This window comes from Streptomyces sp. WMMB 322 (assembly GCF_900090145.1).
In the GTDB taxonomy this organism is placed as follows: Bacteria; Actinomycetota; Actinomycetes; order Streptomycetales; family Streptomycetaceae; genus Streptomyces.
This window is the reverse complement of the sequence record NZ_FMHI01000022.1, coordinates 43,862-58,888: the sequence shown is the minus strand read 5'-3', so window position 1 is coordinate 58,888 and position 15,027 is coordinate 43,862. Positions and strand designations below refer to the sequence as shown.

16 protein-coding genes and 1 pseudogene are annotated in these 15,027 nt (G+C 70.1%); 8 read left to right on the top strand and 9 right to left on the bottom strand.

The window, feature by feature from the left end; translation table 11 throughout:
• Positions 1 to 28 precede the first annotated feature (28 nt).
• Positions 29 to 895, top strand: coding sequence for an acyl-CoA thioesterase (locus H180DRAFT_RS26285; protein ID WP_055488643.1), 867 nt, complete (start codon positions 29 to 31; stop codon positions 893 to 895).
• 312 nt (positions 896 to 1,207) lie between these two features.
• On the opposite strand, the pseudogene H180DRAFT_RS30660 reads toward H180DRAFT_RS26285, so the two are convergent.
• Positions 1,208 to 1,942: pseudogene (locus H180DRAFT_RS30660) on the bottom strand (DUF6397 family protein); the annotation flags it as partial.
• Between the two features lie 184 nt (positions 1,943 to 2,126).
• Positions 2,127 to 2,519 (bottom strand): roadblock/LC7 domain-containing protein, encoded by a 393-nt coding sequence (locus H180DRAFT_RS26280; RefSeq protein ID WP_055488642.1) that lies wholly within the window; start codon positions 2,517 to 2,519, stop codon positions 2,127 to 2,129.
• Between the two features lie 128 nt (positions 2,520 to 2,647).
• Between H180DRAFT_RS26280 and H180DRAFT_RS26275 the strand changes: the two genes are divergently transcribed.
• Positions 2,648 to 3,076: a PPOX class F420-dependent oxidoreductase gene (locus H180DRAFT_RS26275; RefSeq protein WP_055488641.1), complete on the top strand. Its 429-nt coding sequence runs from the start codon at positions 2,648 to 2,650 to the stop codon at positions 3,074 to 3,076.
• Positions 3,077 to 3,193: 117 nt separating this feature from the next.
• Entirely contained in the window at positions 3,194 to 3,802 is a 609-nt protein-coding gene (locus H180DRAFT_RS26270; protein WP_055488640.1) for a class I SAM-dependent methyltransferase, read from the top strand.
• Positions 3,803 to 3,839: 37 nt separating this feature from the next.
• Here H180DRAFT_RS26270 and H180DRAFT_RS26265 read toward each other — a convergent pair whose 3' ends face one another.
• On the bottom strand, positions 3,840 to 4,742 hold the full coding sequence (locus H180DRAFT_RS26265; RefSeq protein WP_055488639.1) for an oxygenase MpaB family protein: 903 nt from the start codon (positions 4,740 to 4,742) through the stop codon (positions 3,840 to 3,842).
• A gap of 90 nt (positions 4,743 to 4,832) precedes the next feature.
• On the opposite strand from H180DRAFT_RS26265, the gene H180DRAFT_RS26260 reads away from it, so the two are divergent.
• Positions 4,833 to 5,618 carry a hypothetical protein gene (locus tag H180DRAFT_RS26260; RefSeq protein WP_055488638.1) on the top strand — a complete coding sequence of 262 codons (786 nt, stop codon included), beginning with the start codon at positions 4,833 to 4,835 and terminating at the stop codon, positions 5,616 to 5,618.
• A gap of 326 nt (positions 5,619 to 5,944) precedes the next feature.
• On the opposite strand, the gene H180DRAFT_RS26255 is transcribed toward H180DRAFT_RS26260, so the two are convergent.
• From H180DRAFT_RS26255 to H180DRAFT_RS26235, 5 genes are all read right to left on the bottom strand, one after another.
• Complete coding sequence (locus H180DRAFT_RS26255; protein WP_055488637.1) at positions 5,945 to 6,127, bottom strand: hypothetical protein; 183 nt, start codon at positions 6,125 to 6,127, stop codon at positions 5,945 to 5,947.
• Between the two features lie 255 nt (positions 6,128 to 6,382).
• On the bottom strand, positions 6,383 to 7,183 hold the full coding sequence (locus tag H180DRAFT_RS26250; protein WP_055488636.1) for an SGNH/GDSL hydrolase family protein: 801 nt from the start codon (positions 7,181 to 7,183) through the stop codon (positions 6,383 to 6,385).
• A gap of 492 nt (positions 7,184 to 7,675) precedes the next feature.
• Positions 7,676 to 8,503, bottom strand: a complete 828-nt coding sequence (locus H180DRAFT_RS26245; RefSeq protein ID WP_055488635.1) for an SAM-dependent methyltransferase — start codon at positions 8,501 to 8,503, stop codon at positions 7,676 to 7,678.
• Between the two features lie 14 nt (positions 8,504 to 8,517).
• Complete coding sequence (locus H180DRAFT_RS26240; protein ID WP_037975153.1) at positions 8,518 to 8,754, bottom strand: DUF397 domain-containing protein; 237 nt, start codon at positions 8,752 to 8,754, stop codon at positions 8,518 to 8,520.
• A gap of 3 nt (positions 8,755 to 8,757) precedes the next feature.
• Positions 8,758 to 9,627, bottom strand: coding sequence for a helix-turn-helix domain-containing protein (locus tag H180DRAFT_RS26235; RefSeq protein WP_055488634.1), 870 nt, complete (start codon positions 9,625 to 9,627; stop codon positions 8,758 to 8,760).
• 138 nt (positions 9,628 to 9,765) lie between these two features.
• Here H180DRAFT_RS26235 and H180DRAFT_RS26230 point away from each other — a divergent pair, with 138 nt between their 5' ends.
• The 4 genes from H180DRAFT_RS26230 (at position 9,766) to H180DRAFT_RS26215 (ending at position 13,714) form a co-directional block, all read left to right on the top strand.
• Positions 9,766 to 10,251 carry an ATP-binding protein gene (locus H180DRAFT_RS26230; protein WP_079100425.1) on the top strand — a complete coding sequence of 162 codons (486 nt, stop codon included), beginning with the start codon at positions 9,766 to 9,768 and terminating at the stop codon, positions 10,249 to 10,251.
• 376 nt (positions 10,252 to 10,627) lie between these two features.
• Entirely contained in the window at positions 10,628 to 11,683 is a 1,056-nt protein-coding gene (locus H180DRAFT_RS26225) for a DMT family transporter (protein ID WP_079100424.1), read from the top strand.
• Positions 11,684 to 12,053: 370 nt separating this feature from the next.
• A complete protein-coding gene (locus tag H180DRAFT_RS26220) occupies positions 12,054 to 12,320 on the top strand; it encodes an SGM_3592 family protein (protein ID WP_055488633.1) in 267 nt (88 codons plus the stop codon).
• 356 nt (positions 12,321 to 12,676) lie between these two features.
• Positions 12,677 to 13,714 (top strand): sigma-70 family RNA polymerase sigma factor, encoded by a 1,038-nt coding sequence (locus H180DRAFT_RS26215; RefSeq protein WP_055488632.1) that lies wholly within the window; start codon positions 12,677 to 12,679, stop codon positions 13,712 to 13,714.
• A gap of 48 nt (positions 13,715 to 13,762) precedes the next feature.
• Here H180DRAFT_RS26215 and xylA read toward each other — a convergent pair whose 3' ends face one another.
• Entirely contained in the window at positions 13,763 to 14,929 is a 1,167-nt protein-coding gene (gene xylA, locus H180DRAFT_RS26210) for a xylose isomerase (RefSeq protein ID WP_055488631.1), read from the bottom strand.
• Between the last annotated feature and the right edge of the window lie 98 nt (positions 14,930 to 15,027).

Genomic DNA, 15,027 nt, shown 5'->3' with positions numbered 1-15,027 from the left:
CGCGCCACGTGAAAGAGGAGCACGTCCGATGACCAGCCCCGCAGAGCAGCTGGCCGCCCTGCTCGACCTGGAGCAGATCGAGATCAACATCTTCCGCGGGCGCAGCCCCCGGGAGAATCTCCAGCGCGTCTTCGGCGGCCAGGTCGCCGGGCAGGCCCTCGTCGCCGCCGGACGCACCACCGACGGGCACCGCCCGGTGCATTCGCTGCATGCGTACTTCCTGCGGCCGGGAGTGCCCGGGGTTCCCATCGTGTACCAGGTCGAACGGGTGCGGGACGGGCGCTCGTTCACCACACGGCGCGTCGTGGCCGTGCAGCAGGGCCGGACGATCTTCAACCTCACCGCCTCCTTTCATCAGCCGGAACTGGGCATCGACCACCAGGTCCCGATGCCGGACGTGCCGGACCCGGAGAGCCTGCCGAAACTTGCCGAGGAGATCCGGAACCACCTGGGCGAACTTCCCGAATCCCTCGAGCGCATGGAACGCCGCATGGCGTTCGACATCCGCTATGTCGAACGGCTGCGCTGGGAGGCGGGCGAACTGCAGGAGGCCGAACCGCGCAGCGGGGTGTGGATGCGGGCCATCGGCTCCCTCGGTGACGATCCGCTCGTGCACACCTGCGCTCTCACCTACGCCAGCGACATGACCCTCCTGGACGCCGTACGCATCCCCGTGGAGCCGCTTTGGGGACCGCGGGGCTTCGACATGGCCTCACTCGATCACGCGATGTGGTTCCACAGGCCCTTCCGTGCGGACGAGTGGTTCCTGTACCAGCAGGAGTCCCCCATCGCGACGGGCGGCCGGGGGCTGGCCCGCGGACTGATCTTCGACGCCGAGGGCCGGCTGATCGTCTCGGTGATGCAGGAGGGACTGTTCAGAAAGCTGGGCGGCTGAGCCTCCTCGGCGTGCCCCACCGCCCCACCACGGCAGCCCCCGACGCGGCGCCCGCAGCGTGTTCAGCACGCGGGCCCGCTGCCCCGGCCGCACCTGCCCGGGGCTTCCGTCCCGGCCCGTGCGTGCTGCCCTGCCCGGACCGGGCTCCGCGGCTGCGGAGCTGCGCCGGGCACACGCCTGAACCCGTGGGGCCAGGCAAGCGGCGTCGCCCTTCGGGGAGTCGTCCGAACCGGCGCCCTCGGCGGCGGAACGGGCGGGAACAGCGCAACCGCCGGAAGGGCCGGTCTCCTCGAATGCGACGGTCTCCGAGGCGCGTGCGCTCTCCAAGTCGGCCGCAAGCATGAGGCGGTGCCAGAAGATCTCGTCCTCGGCTGCTGCCGTGCACAGCTCCTCCGTCACCTTGCGCACGAACGGAGATCTGCCCCGAACCGACACCAGCTCCGGCCGCAGTGCAGCCAGGCGGGCCCGCTCCTCCGCGTCCGGCACGGACTCCCGCAGGACGTCCTCACCGAGCACCGCGGCCCGGGCGGCGGCCGCTTCCCACGGCCCCTCCGCATCCCGGCACAGCTGCCCGACGCGGCGCCCGCGCCAGTGCCCTGCCCTCAGATCCACCCCTTCGGCCAGCAACATCCGCAGCCCGCGCGGAAGGTTCCCCGACAGCAGCTCCGGCCGGGACTCCGCGAAAGAAGTCAACTCCTGCGCCGGATACAGCCACACCACCGTCCCGTACCGGTTCACGTAGAAGCGGACCGGGCTGAAGCAGCCGGCTCGTGCCAGGCGCGCGAAGCGCGGCGGCGTGATGCCCAGCAGCTCGGCTCCGCCGCCCGCGTCCACGACACTCAGCCGCGCCCGGAGCCCCTCCGGGAAGTCCTCCGCTGCGCGCAGCCTGGCCAGTTCGGCACGGGGCACCCTGCGCCGTACCGGCTCACCGCCCGTACCCACCGTGGCCGCCGCTGGTGCAGCGTGCACCGTGCGTACGTGGCCCAGCTGCACCGCCAGCGCCATCTCGCCCCGTGCCAGGCCCAGTTCCTTTGCGGCCGTGCTCATCGCGACGTCGTCGTGCATGGTCTCCCCCGTCTTTCCTGTCGTCTCCGGCTACGGGCCGGCCGGGGCTCCACGAGCCCAGCTACTGACAGTGACGACGTTAGACGGTGAAGGCGCACCCTGCACGGCCTGTGGACAACTCCCCGCACGGTCAGGTGCAGGGTGCCCGCAGGCGCTCGGCGGACCGCTACATGCTGTTGCGCGTCGGCAGTCCGAGGTGCTCGCCGACGCGGTTGACCAGCAACGTCATCTCATAGGCAACGGCTCCGACGTCCGTATCGGCTCCTGTCAGCACGCACAGGCAGCTTCCCTCGCCCGCGGAGGTCACGAAGAGCAGGCCCTCGTCGAACTCGATCATCGTCTGCCGTACTTCTCCCGTTCCGAATTGCGTCCCCGACCCCTTGGCCAGGGACTGCAGACCGGATGCCACTGCGGCGAGATGCTCGGCGTCGGCCTTCTCCAGGGTCTGACTGTTCGCGGTCACCAGCCCGTCGGTCGAGAGAACCATCGCGTGCTGCACGGACGGCATACGGTCGGTCAGGTCATCGAGCAGCCAGTCGAGCCCTGTGTTCAGCGCCATCTCGGCGTTCCCCCTTCTCCTCAGCTGCTGCCGTGCCACCCTTACCCACCACAACGCACGGAGCAACCACACGCTCACTTGCCGCACGTGACGCCACGAATCGTGTACGCCTCGCGCAGTATGGGCCCATGGCAGAGAAGATGACGGAAGACGAGTGGCGTGCCTTCATCTCCGAAGGCACACGTACGGGGAAGGTCTCGACGGTCCGCGCCGACGGAAGCCCCCACGTGGCGCCCGTGTGGTTCGTGCTGGACGGTGACGATCTGCTCTTCAACACTGGTGAGGACACGGTCAAGGGCCGCAACCTGGCCCGCGACGGCCGTGTCTCCGTCTGCGTGGACGACGAGCGGCCCCCGTTCGCGTTCGTGGTCCTCAGCGGCCGGGCCGAGTTGAGCCGCGACATGGACACGATGCTGCACTGGGCCACCCGGATCGGCGCCCGTTACATGGGCGAGGAGGCCGGGGCGAAGTTCGGCGCCCGCAACGCCGTTCCGGGCGAACTGCTCGTACGGGTGCGCATCTCGAAGGTGGTGGCGCTCTCCGGCCTCACCGACTGAACCCCCGGCAGGGCGCCGCCGCGCCGGCCGGGTCTCCGGCAGAGGGACAGGGTTCCACCGGGGCCGCGCAGGTCCGCAGCGGTGCCCTGCTCTTCGGCGTCGGCCATCATGAGGGTCATGCAGAACGAGACGAGTGACGAGGCGGCCCGGGTGCGCGAGTTCTTCTCCGCCCGCGCGGCCCGCTGGGACGCACGCTTCCCCGACGACGGCCCCGCGTACCAGGCGGCGGTCGGCGGACTCGCTCTGCGCGAGGGCGACGCGGTACTCGACGCCGGCTGCGGAACGGGGCGCGCCCTTCCCCCGCTCCGCGCCGCGGTCGGCAGCGGTGGCACCGTCCTCGGTGCCGACCTCACGCCGGAGATGCTCCGTGCGGCCGTGCGTGCGGGGAGGGACACTTGCGCGCATCTGCTGCTGGCAGATGTGTGCCGGCTTCCGCTGCGTGACGGCCGCCTCGACGCCGTCTTCGCGGCAGGGCTGATCTCCCATCTCGCGGGGCCGGACTCCGGGCTCACAGAGCTGGCCCGGGTGGTCCGCCCGGGCGGCACTCTCGCCCTCTTCCATCCCGTCGGCCGCGCCGCGCTCGCCGCGCGACACGGCCGCGCGCTGAGTCCGCACGACGTCCGCGCCGAACCCAATCTCCGTGCGCTGCTTGCTGATTCGGGCTGGCGGCTGACCTCGTACGCGGACGAGGACGACCGCTACCTGGCGCTGGCGGCACGGACGTAGAGCCAGCCCGCCAGCCGATCCACCAGACCGGCAGGCGTCACACGTTGCCGTGCGGCACGGGGCATCCGGCGGCGCCGCGTTGCACCTGCCGTGGGAAGGTCCCCAGATCCTCCAGGCGGTAGCCGACCGGATAGCCCGGGTACCCCTTGATCTCCCAGTTCTGCCGGGCGTAGTGGGGGGTGCGCCGTGGCGGCATCAGGCGTACGGCGCGCGCCCGCGTGCGCAGGGCGCCCTGCACGAGTCTGCGGACGGCCGGCCGCGGCGGACCGTAACGGAAGGTGTGCAACAGGGAGTCGTCGAGCAGCGCCTTGCTCGCGCCGCGCACCGCCGGGGCGAGCGGGGACGGATACCAGGAAGCCATCAGCTCCAGGGTCGAGTCGGACACGCGACGCGCGTCGGGGTCCCAGCCGAAGTGGGCGGCCTCGTACTCGTCGAGATACGTCTCGAACTCGTCGAAGCCACACGGGATTTCCGTGATCCCGAGATGCCTGCCCAGCACGCGGTAGTAGACGGCGGACGCGTGCTGCTCGTGGCGCGAGAGGCGGCGCCACCCGTACTCGTCGAGCCACCGCTTCGGCATCACGACGAATGTGCACAGCACGTAGCGCATGTCGCCGTCGGAGATGTCGTAGCTGCGGTGCATCTGGTTTATGCGGCGTATCGCGGTGCGGCCCTCGTCGGACTTGTGACCGTGCTCCATCACGGCGTCCAGGAGCAGCGCGGTGTCGTCGTAGCGCTTCTGCGTGCGGTCGGTCAGCTCCGCGGTCTGCGCCAGCAACCGCCCTATGCTGGGCACCGCGTAGGTGCGGTACAGCGCGAGCTCCAGCGCACGGGCGAAGTCCCAGGGGAACTCGTACGTCGCCGACAACCGGTAGATCTCCTCGAAGTCCTCTTCCGGGTCGAGTCGCAGGATGTGCTTGAGCCGGTCGTATCGCCCCACGTCGTCGCGTCCCTCCGTCAGTGGCCCTGCTCTGTAAACGGACTGACTCTAGAGTTAAGGTTCCCCAGAACTTACGGAAGGGGAGGGCCCGTGGCCGCCGAGGACGATGACGCGCTGTTTGTGCTGACGGCTGTACTCCTGACTCCCGCCCAGTTTCCGAGTGTTCTGGGCGACGACTACCCGGAGGCCTGCGCGCGACTCGGCCTCGAACCGTACGCCGAGGGCTACGGGTTGGTTCTCGGCCAGGACGGCTCCGGCGCCCGCTGGACCGTGGCGACCGACGACGTCACCCTCGTGGCCTGCGCCATCGCCGCGTGGGACTGCGGCATGGAGTACGACCTCTCCCCCTCGGACCGCTCCGTGGCCGCGGCGCTGCCGGGCTGGCCGCTGAACGTGGCGGTCTCGGCCCCGGGCGTTCCGGCGCCGCACGACCCGGCACCGGACCCGGAGGTCGACGGCGGGCGCGCCGCACTCGTACCGCCGGACACGGAGCAGTGGGGCCCGGCACAACGCCGGCTCGGCGCCGACGAGATCGCGCTGCAGTGGGCGGTGTGGCGCGAACAAGTCGATGACGACGTCGACTTCGTCGAGGCGGGCGAGAGCCCCAACCCATCCGTCAAGCGCGTCCTGGAGGAGGTGCGGGAGTACGTGCACACCCCGCCGCCCCCCGGGCGGGTACGTTCGGCCTTCGCCTCGGGAGAAGCGCGCACACTGCGTGCGGACGGCCCCGGCTGGAGCATGGTCGCCCGCACCGACGACATCGCCTTCCTGCTTCTGGACGACGAGCCGGGCGAAGTTCTCCCGGTGGGACGCGGCGCCGAACTGCCCGGTCTGCTCGAGGCGTTGGACGGGATGGCGCTCCGCCCGGCCGCGTGAGGCGTCGCGGCGCGGCCGGTGCCCGGCTCGGTCTCAGCCGGGCGGAACGAACGGGCATCTGCACCTCGCCGGGCTGTCCGTGCAACGTAACGGCGATGGCGTCGCGAAGCGGCTGCCCGCGCTCGGCCGCCATCAGGAACTCGGTGCTCTCCCCCGGCGGTACGACCGCGTCCTCGGGGACACCGCGGACCGACGACGGGAGAGCGGCCCGGCCGTCCGGACGCCGGTGAGCGTCCTGCTGCCGGTGTTGCGCAGGGCCCAACTCCGGTGAGCCGCAGGCAGCTTCCGCGCACAGCTCACATCACCGGGGTCCTCCGCACTCGCGGTCAGCGGTTGAGCTCCTTGCGGCTCACCCGGCGCAGCCGGCGGCGCTGCGAGGGGTCCAGCGCCAGGTAGGCGATCGCGGGTACGCCGACGATCACCGCGAGAGCGATCCAGAACGACGTCAGCCACCACAGGAGAAGTCCCACAGCCACGCCGCCGACGGCGATCTTGCCTCTGTTGGTCATGTCGTCCTCCTTCAGGACGGGTCTGCCCGCCCGTCTCTATCCATTAGAACTCCGATTCGCCCTGCGGGGTTCCTTCCGCTTTCGTTGCCCAGAGGTGCCGGCTCCGTCGGACCATCTGATCAAATTTGACGAGCAGGAGGACGTCGCGCCGGCCCTGCCTCACGACGAGCCCGGCCGGGACGAGCAGGACCTGGGCCCTGCTCGTCCCGGCCGGGGGAGAGTTGCCTTCCAGACGGGAAAGCGGTGCCGAGCCGGTTATGCGTTCTGGTTCATGACCGGCAGGTAGCCGCTGGTCTGCCCGGCCTCCGTGGGGTGGTAGGACTCCCCGATCGGGAAGGTGACGCTGTGCAGCCACGAGTCGCCGGAGCAGATCTCGTGTCCGGTGAAGGAGCCGCGTACGTCGCCGAAGGTGAAGCCGTGGTCGGCCGCCCGCTTGGCGATCGTGTCGTTGAGGACGTCGGACGCGGAGTTGATCGCCGCGCGCGACGTCTCGCTGATCCCGACGGAGCATTCCCCGTTGAGCTTGTATATGCGGGGGTAGCCCATCACCACGACCTTGGCGGAGGGCGCTCGGTCGCTGATGGCGTTGTAGACGGAGTCGAGCTCGCCGGGCAGCGTGCCCGTGATGTAGCTCTTCGCCTCCTCGATCTTCTCCAGGCACACGCTCTCGCCCTGCAGCACACACGCCTGCATGGTGTCGGCGAAGCCCGCGTCGTTTCCTCCGATGCTGATGCTCACCAGGCCGGTCGAGGAGTTGAGCGGGCCCAGTTGACCCTGGAGCACGTCGCCCGTGCGGGCGCCGGAACATGCCGTGAAGTCGAACGAGGCCGGCGAGTTGGCCGCGGCCCACTGCTCGGAGTACGCCTTCGAACTCCGCTTGCAGTCGCCGCTGTCGCCGTAGTCACCCGCGCCGAGGCCGGAGGAGTAGGAGTCGCCCAGGGCGACATACGCCGGGGCCGCGTCCTGCGCGGAGGCGGGCACGGCCCCGGTGAGGGTGATGACTCCGAGGGACGACGCCACGGCGGCGCCCGTGGTCGTCCATCTGCGTGGCTTCATGGAACCTCTCATGGTGGGGGGAGCATGGAGGGTGCGTTTGTCATGTACAGAAGTACCAGTCACCGGCCTCCACTGGAAGTGCTCATGTCAAGAAAGCTGTGGAAAGTGTGACTGGCTTGCATCGCAAGGGTGTTGACGAAGCCCGGGAGAGGAACGCCGTCTTCACAGCCCGGCGGCCTGCACTACGGCGGTGACGCGGTACCGGAAGGTAGCTTCCACCGGGCAAAGATCCCTACACGCGACGGGAGTTGGCAGTTACGCGCGTAGGCACGCAGGGGCGGCGCCCGGGAGGTGAACCCGGGGGCCGGAGCGCAGGACGGGATGGCGGAGCGTCACGGAGCCTCTCGTGACGGACGGCGCGGAGGCGGGCTCGGAGACGCCGTACGCAGACACGCCGCCGGGCAGGGACCGCACCCCCACGTGACGGCGGCCCTGCCCGGGGCTGGCTCTGTGCGACTGTGCGCCGGACGGCGCATCGTGCCGACTCCTCGGCTACGCGCCGCCCTTGAACCCGACTCCCGCGTAACCGCGGTGGTCGACGAGTTCGTGCTCACTCGGGACCGGGCCGTCCGGGCGCCACAGCGGCGGCTTCACCAGTCCCGGTTCGATGAGCTCGAAGCCGTTGAAGAAGGGCAGGACCTCGTCGTAGCTGCGCATGATGAGCTGCGCGGTGGAGTTCTTGTAGACCTCGGCGGCGTTCGCCCCCTCCTCGCCCTCGTCGACGTCGTCGGTGACGTGCGAAAGGATCAGGCAACTGCCCTTCGGCAGGCGGCTGGTGACCTCGGAGACGATCTTGCCGGGCTCCTCGTCGTCCCGGATGAAGTGCATCACCGCGACGAGCATCAGGGCGACCGGCTGATCGAAGTCGATCAGATTCTGCGTGGTGGGGTGATCGAGGATCGCCTCGGGCTCACGGAGGTCGGCCAGGACGAAGCTCGCGTTGTCCGAATTGGTCAGCTTGGCACCGGCGTACGTCGCCACGATGGGGTCGTTGTCGACGTAGACCACACGCGTCTGCGGGGCAATGGCACGTGCCACCTCGTGCGTGTTGGGCGAGGTGGGGATCCCCGTGCCGATGTCGATGATCTGACGGATGCCGCTCTCCACGACCGTACGCACCGCGCGGTGGTGGAAGTCCCTGTTCCCCTGGGCGGTCGGACGGATGAACGGTGCGTGCCCGAGGACGCGCTCGGCGGCCGCCCGGTCGACCGCATAGTTGTCCAGACCGCCCAGGTAGTAGTCGTACATACGGGCCGGATTCGGCGTGGTGGTGTCGATCTGCTCAGGACTGAAGCCCGTCTCCGACACGTCGTCCTCCATGGTGGTCTTGCCGGTCAGGCGAGCAGAAAGTCGGCATCGCCGGCCTGAACGCCCTGAATGAACTTCTTGATCTCGTGGGGGGTGTAGATGAGGGCGGGCCCGTCGGGGTCCGTGGACTGACGCAGGGCGACCCGTCCGTCATCCAGTTTCAGAGCCTCCACACAGCTGCCGCCGTTGCCGCCGCTCCAGGGCTTGTGCCAGCCCTCGGTGCCGAGGTTCTTGGCGGGCATGCCGTTGTAGATACGACCCATGGTTCAGATCTCCTTGCGCATTGCACTGAGCATCGCCTCCGTTCGCGACACGGGTGCGGCCTGGGCACACATCCGGTCCAGTGCCTCCAGGAAGGTCGTCACGTCGTCGCGCTGGTCGAAATAGACGGCTCCGACCAGACTCTCCGCGCATGCGACGTCGGGCAGTTCGTCGATGGGGAAACGGAAGAGATGGAACGGTCCGTACATCGCCGGATGCGGGCCGGCGCTGAACGGCATGATCTGCAGCCGGACGTGCTGCCGCCGGCCCGCCTCGATGAGCACGTCGATCTGCTCACGCATCACCTCCGGACCGCCGAGGGAGCGCCGCACCACCGTCTCGTCCATCACCACCCACAGCATGGGCGGTTCGTCGCGGTCGAGAACGGTCTGACGCTCCATCCGCAGCGCGACCTGGCGCCGGATCTCCTCCTCGGGGGCATGGGGCATTCCCGAACGCAGCACTGCCCTCGCGTATGCCTCGGTCTGCAACAGCCCCGGCACGTAGTGCGGTTCGTAGGCGCGGATGCTGTGCGACTCACTCTCCAGACTGACGAATGCGCTGAACCACTCGGGCAGCACGTCGCGGTAGCGATGCCACCAGCCGGGCTGGTTGGCCTGGCGCACCAGGGCGAGGAACTGGTCGAGCTCCGCCGGATCGGTCACGCCGTAGGTCTGCAGAAGCTTCTCGACGTAGAGGACCTTCAGGCCGACCTCGGCCTTCTCCATCCGCCGGACGGTGGCGTGGGTCACGTCGAGCGCCTGCCCCGCTTCTTCGTACGACAGGCCGCACTTCTCCCGCAGATGTTGCAGGCGCCTTCCCAGAACCACCCGCAGAACGGTGGGGGCGCCACCGCTCGTCCGCGAGTCCACCACTATCGCTCGCCTCCAACTCCCGTCATGAGCAAGCAGTTTGGCATGGACGTCCTGTGAGACGACAGCCTGCTTCGAACGATTCTGTAATTTGCAGACTGATCCTTGCCAGGTGTGACCGAACAAGCTCATAGTGGATCCGTGGCTTCCCCCCATGACGCCCTCTCTTTAGAAGATCGGCCCTCAGCTGTGTCGGTACGCCCGCTCCGGGACGCGTTCCGTCTGCCCGCGCTCAACTCGTCGGTCGGGTGGGCGCGAAGACGAGTGCTCGACCGCCTGCACGAATGGCGAGTCGATCAACAGGCATGCGAGGACGCACAGTTGCTCGTGTCCGAGCTGTTCACCAACGCTGTGCGCCACACCGCCAGTGACAAGGTCAGCTGTGAACTCTGGCTCGTGGGCCTGCGGTTGTGTCTCGAAGTGACCGACCAGGGTGGAGGTCCCGACCCGCTCCGGCCGCCTCCGGGCGATCCATCGGACGCCGATGGGGAAAGCGGCCGCGGCCTGCTGCTGGTCAGCGTCCTCGCGGATGACTGGGGCATCCGCCGCAGCCTCGACGGCGGCCCGGACAGCGGGCACGCGGTGTGGGCGGAACTGACGTGTTCCCTCACCCCCGGTGACGACTGAGGGCGTCACTGCCACACGGCGGCTCCGCCGGCCGGGTGCAGACGCACAGCGCCACCGCCCCGCACGGGGGGCGGTGGCGCTGTGCGTGTACACCCGGTGGGCCCCCGGTACACACGCCCCTGTCCTTCGGCTACGCTCACGGGCATGGACAGGACCTACTGGCACGCGGTCACACCGCCTCCCGCGTCCCGCTGAGGGCGCACTGATCCGCGGGCGACGCTCCTGCGTCCCGCCCGCTCCCCGGCAGTCCGGGCTCTTCCCGGCGGCCCGCTCCACGCGGCGCCGCCACTGAGGTCTTCCCGCCCGCTGCCAGCGACTGCTGCGCCCTTCCGATGACCGTGATCACCGGCCTCCAACGGATCAGGACGCAAACCGCATGTCATCCTTCTCTGCCAGTCCGTCCTCGCACGCGCACCCGCATGCAGACTCACCGGCCCCGCAGGCGCCGTCGTCCAACGGCTCGCCGTCCTCAGGCCCCGGCAGGCGCGGCGGGGCAGGGCCCCTGCTCGTTCTTGCCGCGGCGGCGCTGTGGGGCACCACCGGCACGGCCGCGAGCTTCGCCCCCGCCTCCGCCTCACCGCTGTCGACAGGGGCCGCCACCATGGGCGTCGGCGGCCTTCTCACCTTCGTACTCGCGGGACGTTCGGCGCTCCGCGTGCTGCACGCGGGCCGCCCCGTGGCGCTTTGGGCGCTCCTGGGAGGCGTCGCTGTCGCCGTGTACCCCCTGGCCTTCTACTCCTCGATGGACCGAGCGGGCGTCGCCACCGGCACGGTGGTCACGATCGGCTGCTCGCCCGTCTTCGCCGCCCTGATGGAGCGGCTGCTGGTCGGCGTGCGGCTGACGCCACGCTGGCTCGCCGCGACGCTCTGCGCCGCTACCGGGTGTGCGCTGCTGGCGCTGACCGCCGGGGGTGGTTCGCAGGGCGGTCACGACGTGCCGGGCGGCGTCGCGCTGGGGCTCCTCTCCGGCGCCGCTTACGCCGTCTTCGCCTGTTACGGGGCGCGCATCATCCGTGCGGGGCACACCTCCCGTGCGGCGATGGGCAGCCTCTTCGGGCTGGGGGCGCTCGTACTGCTCCCGGTGCTCGCCCTCACGGGCGGACCGCTGCTGAGCGCACCACGCGGCGTGCTGGTCGCCGCATATCTGGCAGTTGTGCCGATGTGCGTGGCATACGTGCTCTTCGGCGCCGGTCTGGCCCGTGTCACGGCGGGTACGGCGACGACGCTGTCGCTCTTCGAGCCCGTGGTCGCCGCCGCTCTCGGGGTCGCCGTCGTCGGTGAGCGCCTCGGGGGCTGGGCGTGGACGGGGACGGGCCTCGTCCTGCTCGGGCTCCTCGTTCTCACGGTTCCGGTTCGTAAGCCGGGACTGCGGCGAAGCGCACGCGGAAAGGTGCCGGGGCGGGCCGACGGGTCGCCGGCGGCAGATCGCTGATCACGCGCGCGGGCGGGCGGCCCGGGTACCGGAGAACCGGAACCCGGGCCGCCCGCCCACAGCGGCCGCTTCCGCGGCACTGCTTCTCCCCGGCCGGCGGGACGTGCTCCGGGGTCTTGGTGCGCGTGGCGCCGGAGGCCGGCGTGATCCCGCCATCGCTACAGAGGGTGAATAACGCGCACCGCCGGTGGTGCGGAGAGTCATGGAGTCATCGCCTGATGCGGCACATTCCGCCTCTGCCGGTTCTCGCACCCGCGTCGCATTTTCGACGGAAGCAGCCCCGCAGCCGGTGACGTGGAACACAGCTGTCCGCCGAGGCGTTGAGACTACAGATGTCGAGAGACGGACAAGCGGGACGGAGGCATGGCCCATGGGCAGCGAGCCACGGGGCCGCAGTGGTGACGGGGGCGAAGAGGAGAACGGGCAGAACTGGGACGAGGGGCTCGCCTTCGACGAGAACTTCATCCGGGGCGCCGAAGTGAAGGAGCCGGCCGCGCGGACGCGGATGCTGCGCGAACGCTGGCGGCAGAGTCCGCCCGAACCGCAGCCCTGGCGGGCCGACGCTCCTCCCGCGGGATGGTTCTTCAGCAAGAGCCGCCGCCGGGCGCGCAAGCGGCGCCGCGGCAAGGACGACTGACCACCAGAGAGAACACACAACGGCATGTGCCTTCCGGGCCGGCGCCCTGCGCGGCCAGGAGGACAGCGGCTGCGCTCACACGTCCCCGGACCGGCGCCCCCCGCACACCCCGTCTCCACCGCACCCGGCCTGACTGCCCGGAGCGGTGCGCCCCACGGCGGGCAATTCCCCTCACGCGGCTTTCTTCACCGCCGGACCATTCCGGTCAGGCGGCCGATGGGCGGAGAATGTCCGTATCAATAGCAGTATGAACCGAGACATCTCTTCGTACGGCTCCCAAAATTCGTACAACCTTGCGATACTTGCGGGCCGGTACACCACCCGCCACCGCAGTCGAAAGGCGAAAGGCCTGTTCCATGACAGACAGCACCCTGGGCGACTCCGTCACCGCGCCGTCCGCCGACGTCCCTCTCAGCCGTGACGATCTGCTGGACCGGGCCCAGCCCTACCGCCGCGAACTGCTGGCGCACTGCTACCGGATGATGGGGTCCGTCCACGACGCCGAGGACCTCGTGCAGGACACCTACCTGCGGGCATGGCGGGCCGCCGACCGCTTCGAGGGGCGCTCGTCGCTGCGTACGTGGCTGTACAGGATCGCGACGAACGCGTGCCTGACCGCCATCGAGAGCCGTGGCCGCCGGCCCATGCCCTCCGGGATCGGCGCGCCCAGCGACGATCCGGAGCGCCCCGTGGTGGAGGCGCCGGAGGTGCCGTGGCTCGAGCCCGTGCCCGACGCGATGTTCCGCGGCGAACAGCCCTCGGACCCGGCAGCGGTCGTCGTCTCGCGCTCCAGCATGCGGCTCGCGCTCGTCGCAGCCCTGCAGCATCTGCCCCCGAGGCAGCGCGCCGTCCTGCTGCTGCGCGAGGTCCTCAAGTGGCGGGCCGCAGAGGTCGCCGAGCTGCTCGGGACCTCGACGGCGAGCGTGAACAGCGCCCTCCAGCGCGCACGCGCCCAGCTTCAGCAGGCGGCGCTCACGGAGGACGAGCTCTCCGAGCCGACCGACCCCTCCCAGCGCGAGCTTCTCGACCGCTACGCCAAGGCGTTCGAGAACTCCGACGTCACGGCGATCGTGCAGCTCTTCAAGGAGGACGCGGTCTGGGAGATGCCTCCGTTCCCCGAGTGGGTCAGCGGCCGCGACGCCATAGCGCGTCTCATCGGCGCGCAGTGCCCTATAGGCCCCGGCGAAGGCCTGATGATCCCGACCTCTGCCAACGGCCAGCCCGCCTTCGCGCTCTACAGCCGGCATGAGGGCGGTGACTACAAGCCCTTCCACCTGCAGGTGCTCGAGATCGAGGATGGCCACGTGGCACACGTGGGCGCCTTCTTCGACGACCGCCTCTTCCCGCTGTTCGGGCTGCCGGAGTCCGTGCCCGCGGAAGCGGCCGGGCGCTGAGCGACCGCCGTCCTCCGCGGGCACGGGTGCAGACGCGAGGGCGGGAGTTCAGGCACCCAGCAGATGGTCCATGGCGAGCTGGTCGAGGCGTTCGAAAGCCATGCCCCGCCCGGCCGCCTCGTCCGCGTCGAAATCCTCGAAGGCGGAGCGGTCCGCGAGGAGCCGTCCCGGCGTCTCGCCCGGCTCCAGAGTGGGCCGGGCGAGCTGGTCGAGCCGCGACTCGCGCAGCGCCTCCTGCACCGCCGGGTCGGCGCGGAAGGCCGCCGCACGCTCCCGCAGGATCAGGTAGTTGCGCATGCAGCCCGCCGCCGACGCCCACACCCCGCTGTAGTCCTCGGTGCGGGGCGGCTTGAAGTCGAAGTGACGCGGGCCCTCGTAGCCGCCGCCCTCCAGCAGGTCCACCGTCCAGAAGGCGGCCCGCAGGTCTCCGGCACCGAAGCGCAGATCCTGGTCGTACTTGATGCCGGACTGGCCGTTGAGGTCCAGGTGGATGAGCTTCCCCGACCACATGGCCTGTGCGATGCCGTGCGGGTAGTTGAGGCCCGCCATCTGTTCGTGCCCGACCTCCGGGTTGACGCCGAAGAGCTCCGGCCGCTCCAGCCGGTCGATGAACGCCAGCGCGTGCCCGACCGTGGGCAGCAGGATGTCGCCGCGGGGTTCGTTCGGCTTGGGCTCGATGGCGAAGCGGAGGCCGTAGCCCTGCTCCGTGACGTACTCGGCGAGGAGGTCGAACGCCTCCTTCATGCGGTCCAGCGCCGCGCGGATGTCCTTGGCCGCGCCCGACTCCGCCCCCTCGCGGCCGCCCCATGCCACGTACGTCCTGGCCCCCAGCTCGGCGGCGAGGTCGATGTTCCGCATCGTCTTGCGCAGGGCGTAGCGGCGCACGTCGCGGTCGTTCGCGGTGAAGGCGCCGTCCTTGAAGACCGGGTGGGAGAAGAGGTTGGTCGTCGCCATGGGGACGGTCATGCCGGTGGCCTCCAGGGCCTGCCGGAACCTGTTGACGTGGGCCTCCCGTCCGGAGGACGGGGTGCCGTGCGGGATGAGGTCGTCGTCGTGGAAGGTGATGCCCCACGCACCGAGTTCCGCGAGCCGGTGCACGGCCTCGACCGGGTCGAGCGGCGCGCGGGTCGCTTCACCGAACGGGTCGCGTCCCAGCCAGCCCACCGTCCACAGACCGAAGCTGAACCTGTCCTCCGGCGTCGGCTCGTAATTCATTCCGCCGCCCTCTCCCCGTGGCACTTCCTCGCGCCCACGGCTATTAGTCATGTCCGTTGACAAATTAGTATGCGCCCAGCGGCGGCAGCGTGGGAAGA

Coding starts and splice junctions, on each gene's coding strand:
- H180DRAFT_RS26275 (WP_055488641.1), top strand. CDS start 2,648: ATGGCAGAGAAGATGACGGAAGACGAGTGGCGTGCCTTCATCTCCGAA.
- H180DRAFT_RS26250 (WP_055488636.1), bottom strand. CDS start 7,183: ATGAAGCCACGCAGATGGACGACCACGGGCGCCGCCGTGGCGTCGTCC.
- H180DRAFT_RS26215 (WP_055488632.1), top strand. CDS start 12,677: ATGACAGACAGCACCCTGGGCGACTCCGTCACCGCGCCGTCCGCCGAC.
- H180DRAFT_RS26225 (WP_079100424.1), top strand. CDS start 10,628: ATGTCATCCTTCTCTGCCAGTCCGTCCTCGCACGCGCACCCGCATGCA.
- H180DRAFT_RS26255 (WP_055488637.1), bottom strand. CDS start 6,127: ATGACCAACAGAGGCAAGATCGCCGTCGGCGGCGTGGCTGTGGGACTT.
- H180DRAFT_RS26220 (WP_055488633.1), top strand. CDS start 12,054: ATGGGCAGCGAGCCACGGGGCCGCAGTGGTGACGGGGGCGAAGAGGAG.
- H180DRAFT_RS26245 (WP_055488635.1), bottom strand. CDS start 8,503: ATGGAGGACGACGTGTCGGAGACGGGCTTCAGTCCTGAGCAGATCGAC.
- H180DRAFT_RS26270 (WP_055488640.1), top strand. CDS start 3,194: ATGCAGAACGAGACGAGTGACGAGGCGGCCCGGGTGCGCGAGTTCTTC.
- H180DRAFT_RS26280 (WP_055488642.1), bottom strand. CDS start 2,519: ATGGCGCTGAACACAGGGCTCGACTGGCTGCTCGATGACCTGACCGAC.
- H180DRAFT_RS26240 (WP_037975153.1), bottom strand. CDS start 8,754: ATGGGTCGTATCTACAACGGCATGCCCGCCAAGAACCTCGGCACCGAG.
- H180DRAFT_RS26285 (WP_055488643.1), top strand. CDS start 29: ATGACCAGCCCCGCAGAGCAGCTGGCCGCCCTGCTCGACCTGGAGCAG.
- xylA (WP_055488631.1), bottom strand. CDS start 14,929: ATGAATTACGAGCCGACGCCGGAGGACAGGTTCAGCTTCGGTCTGTGG.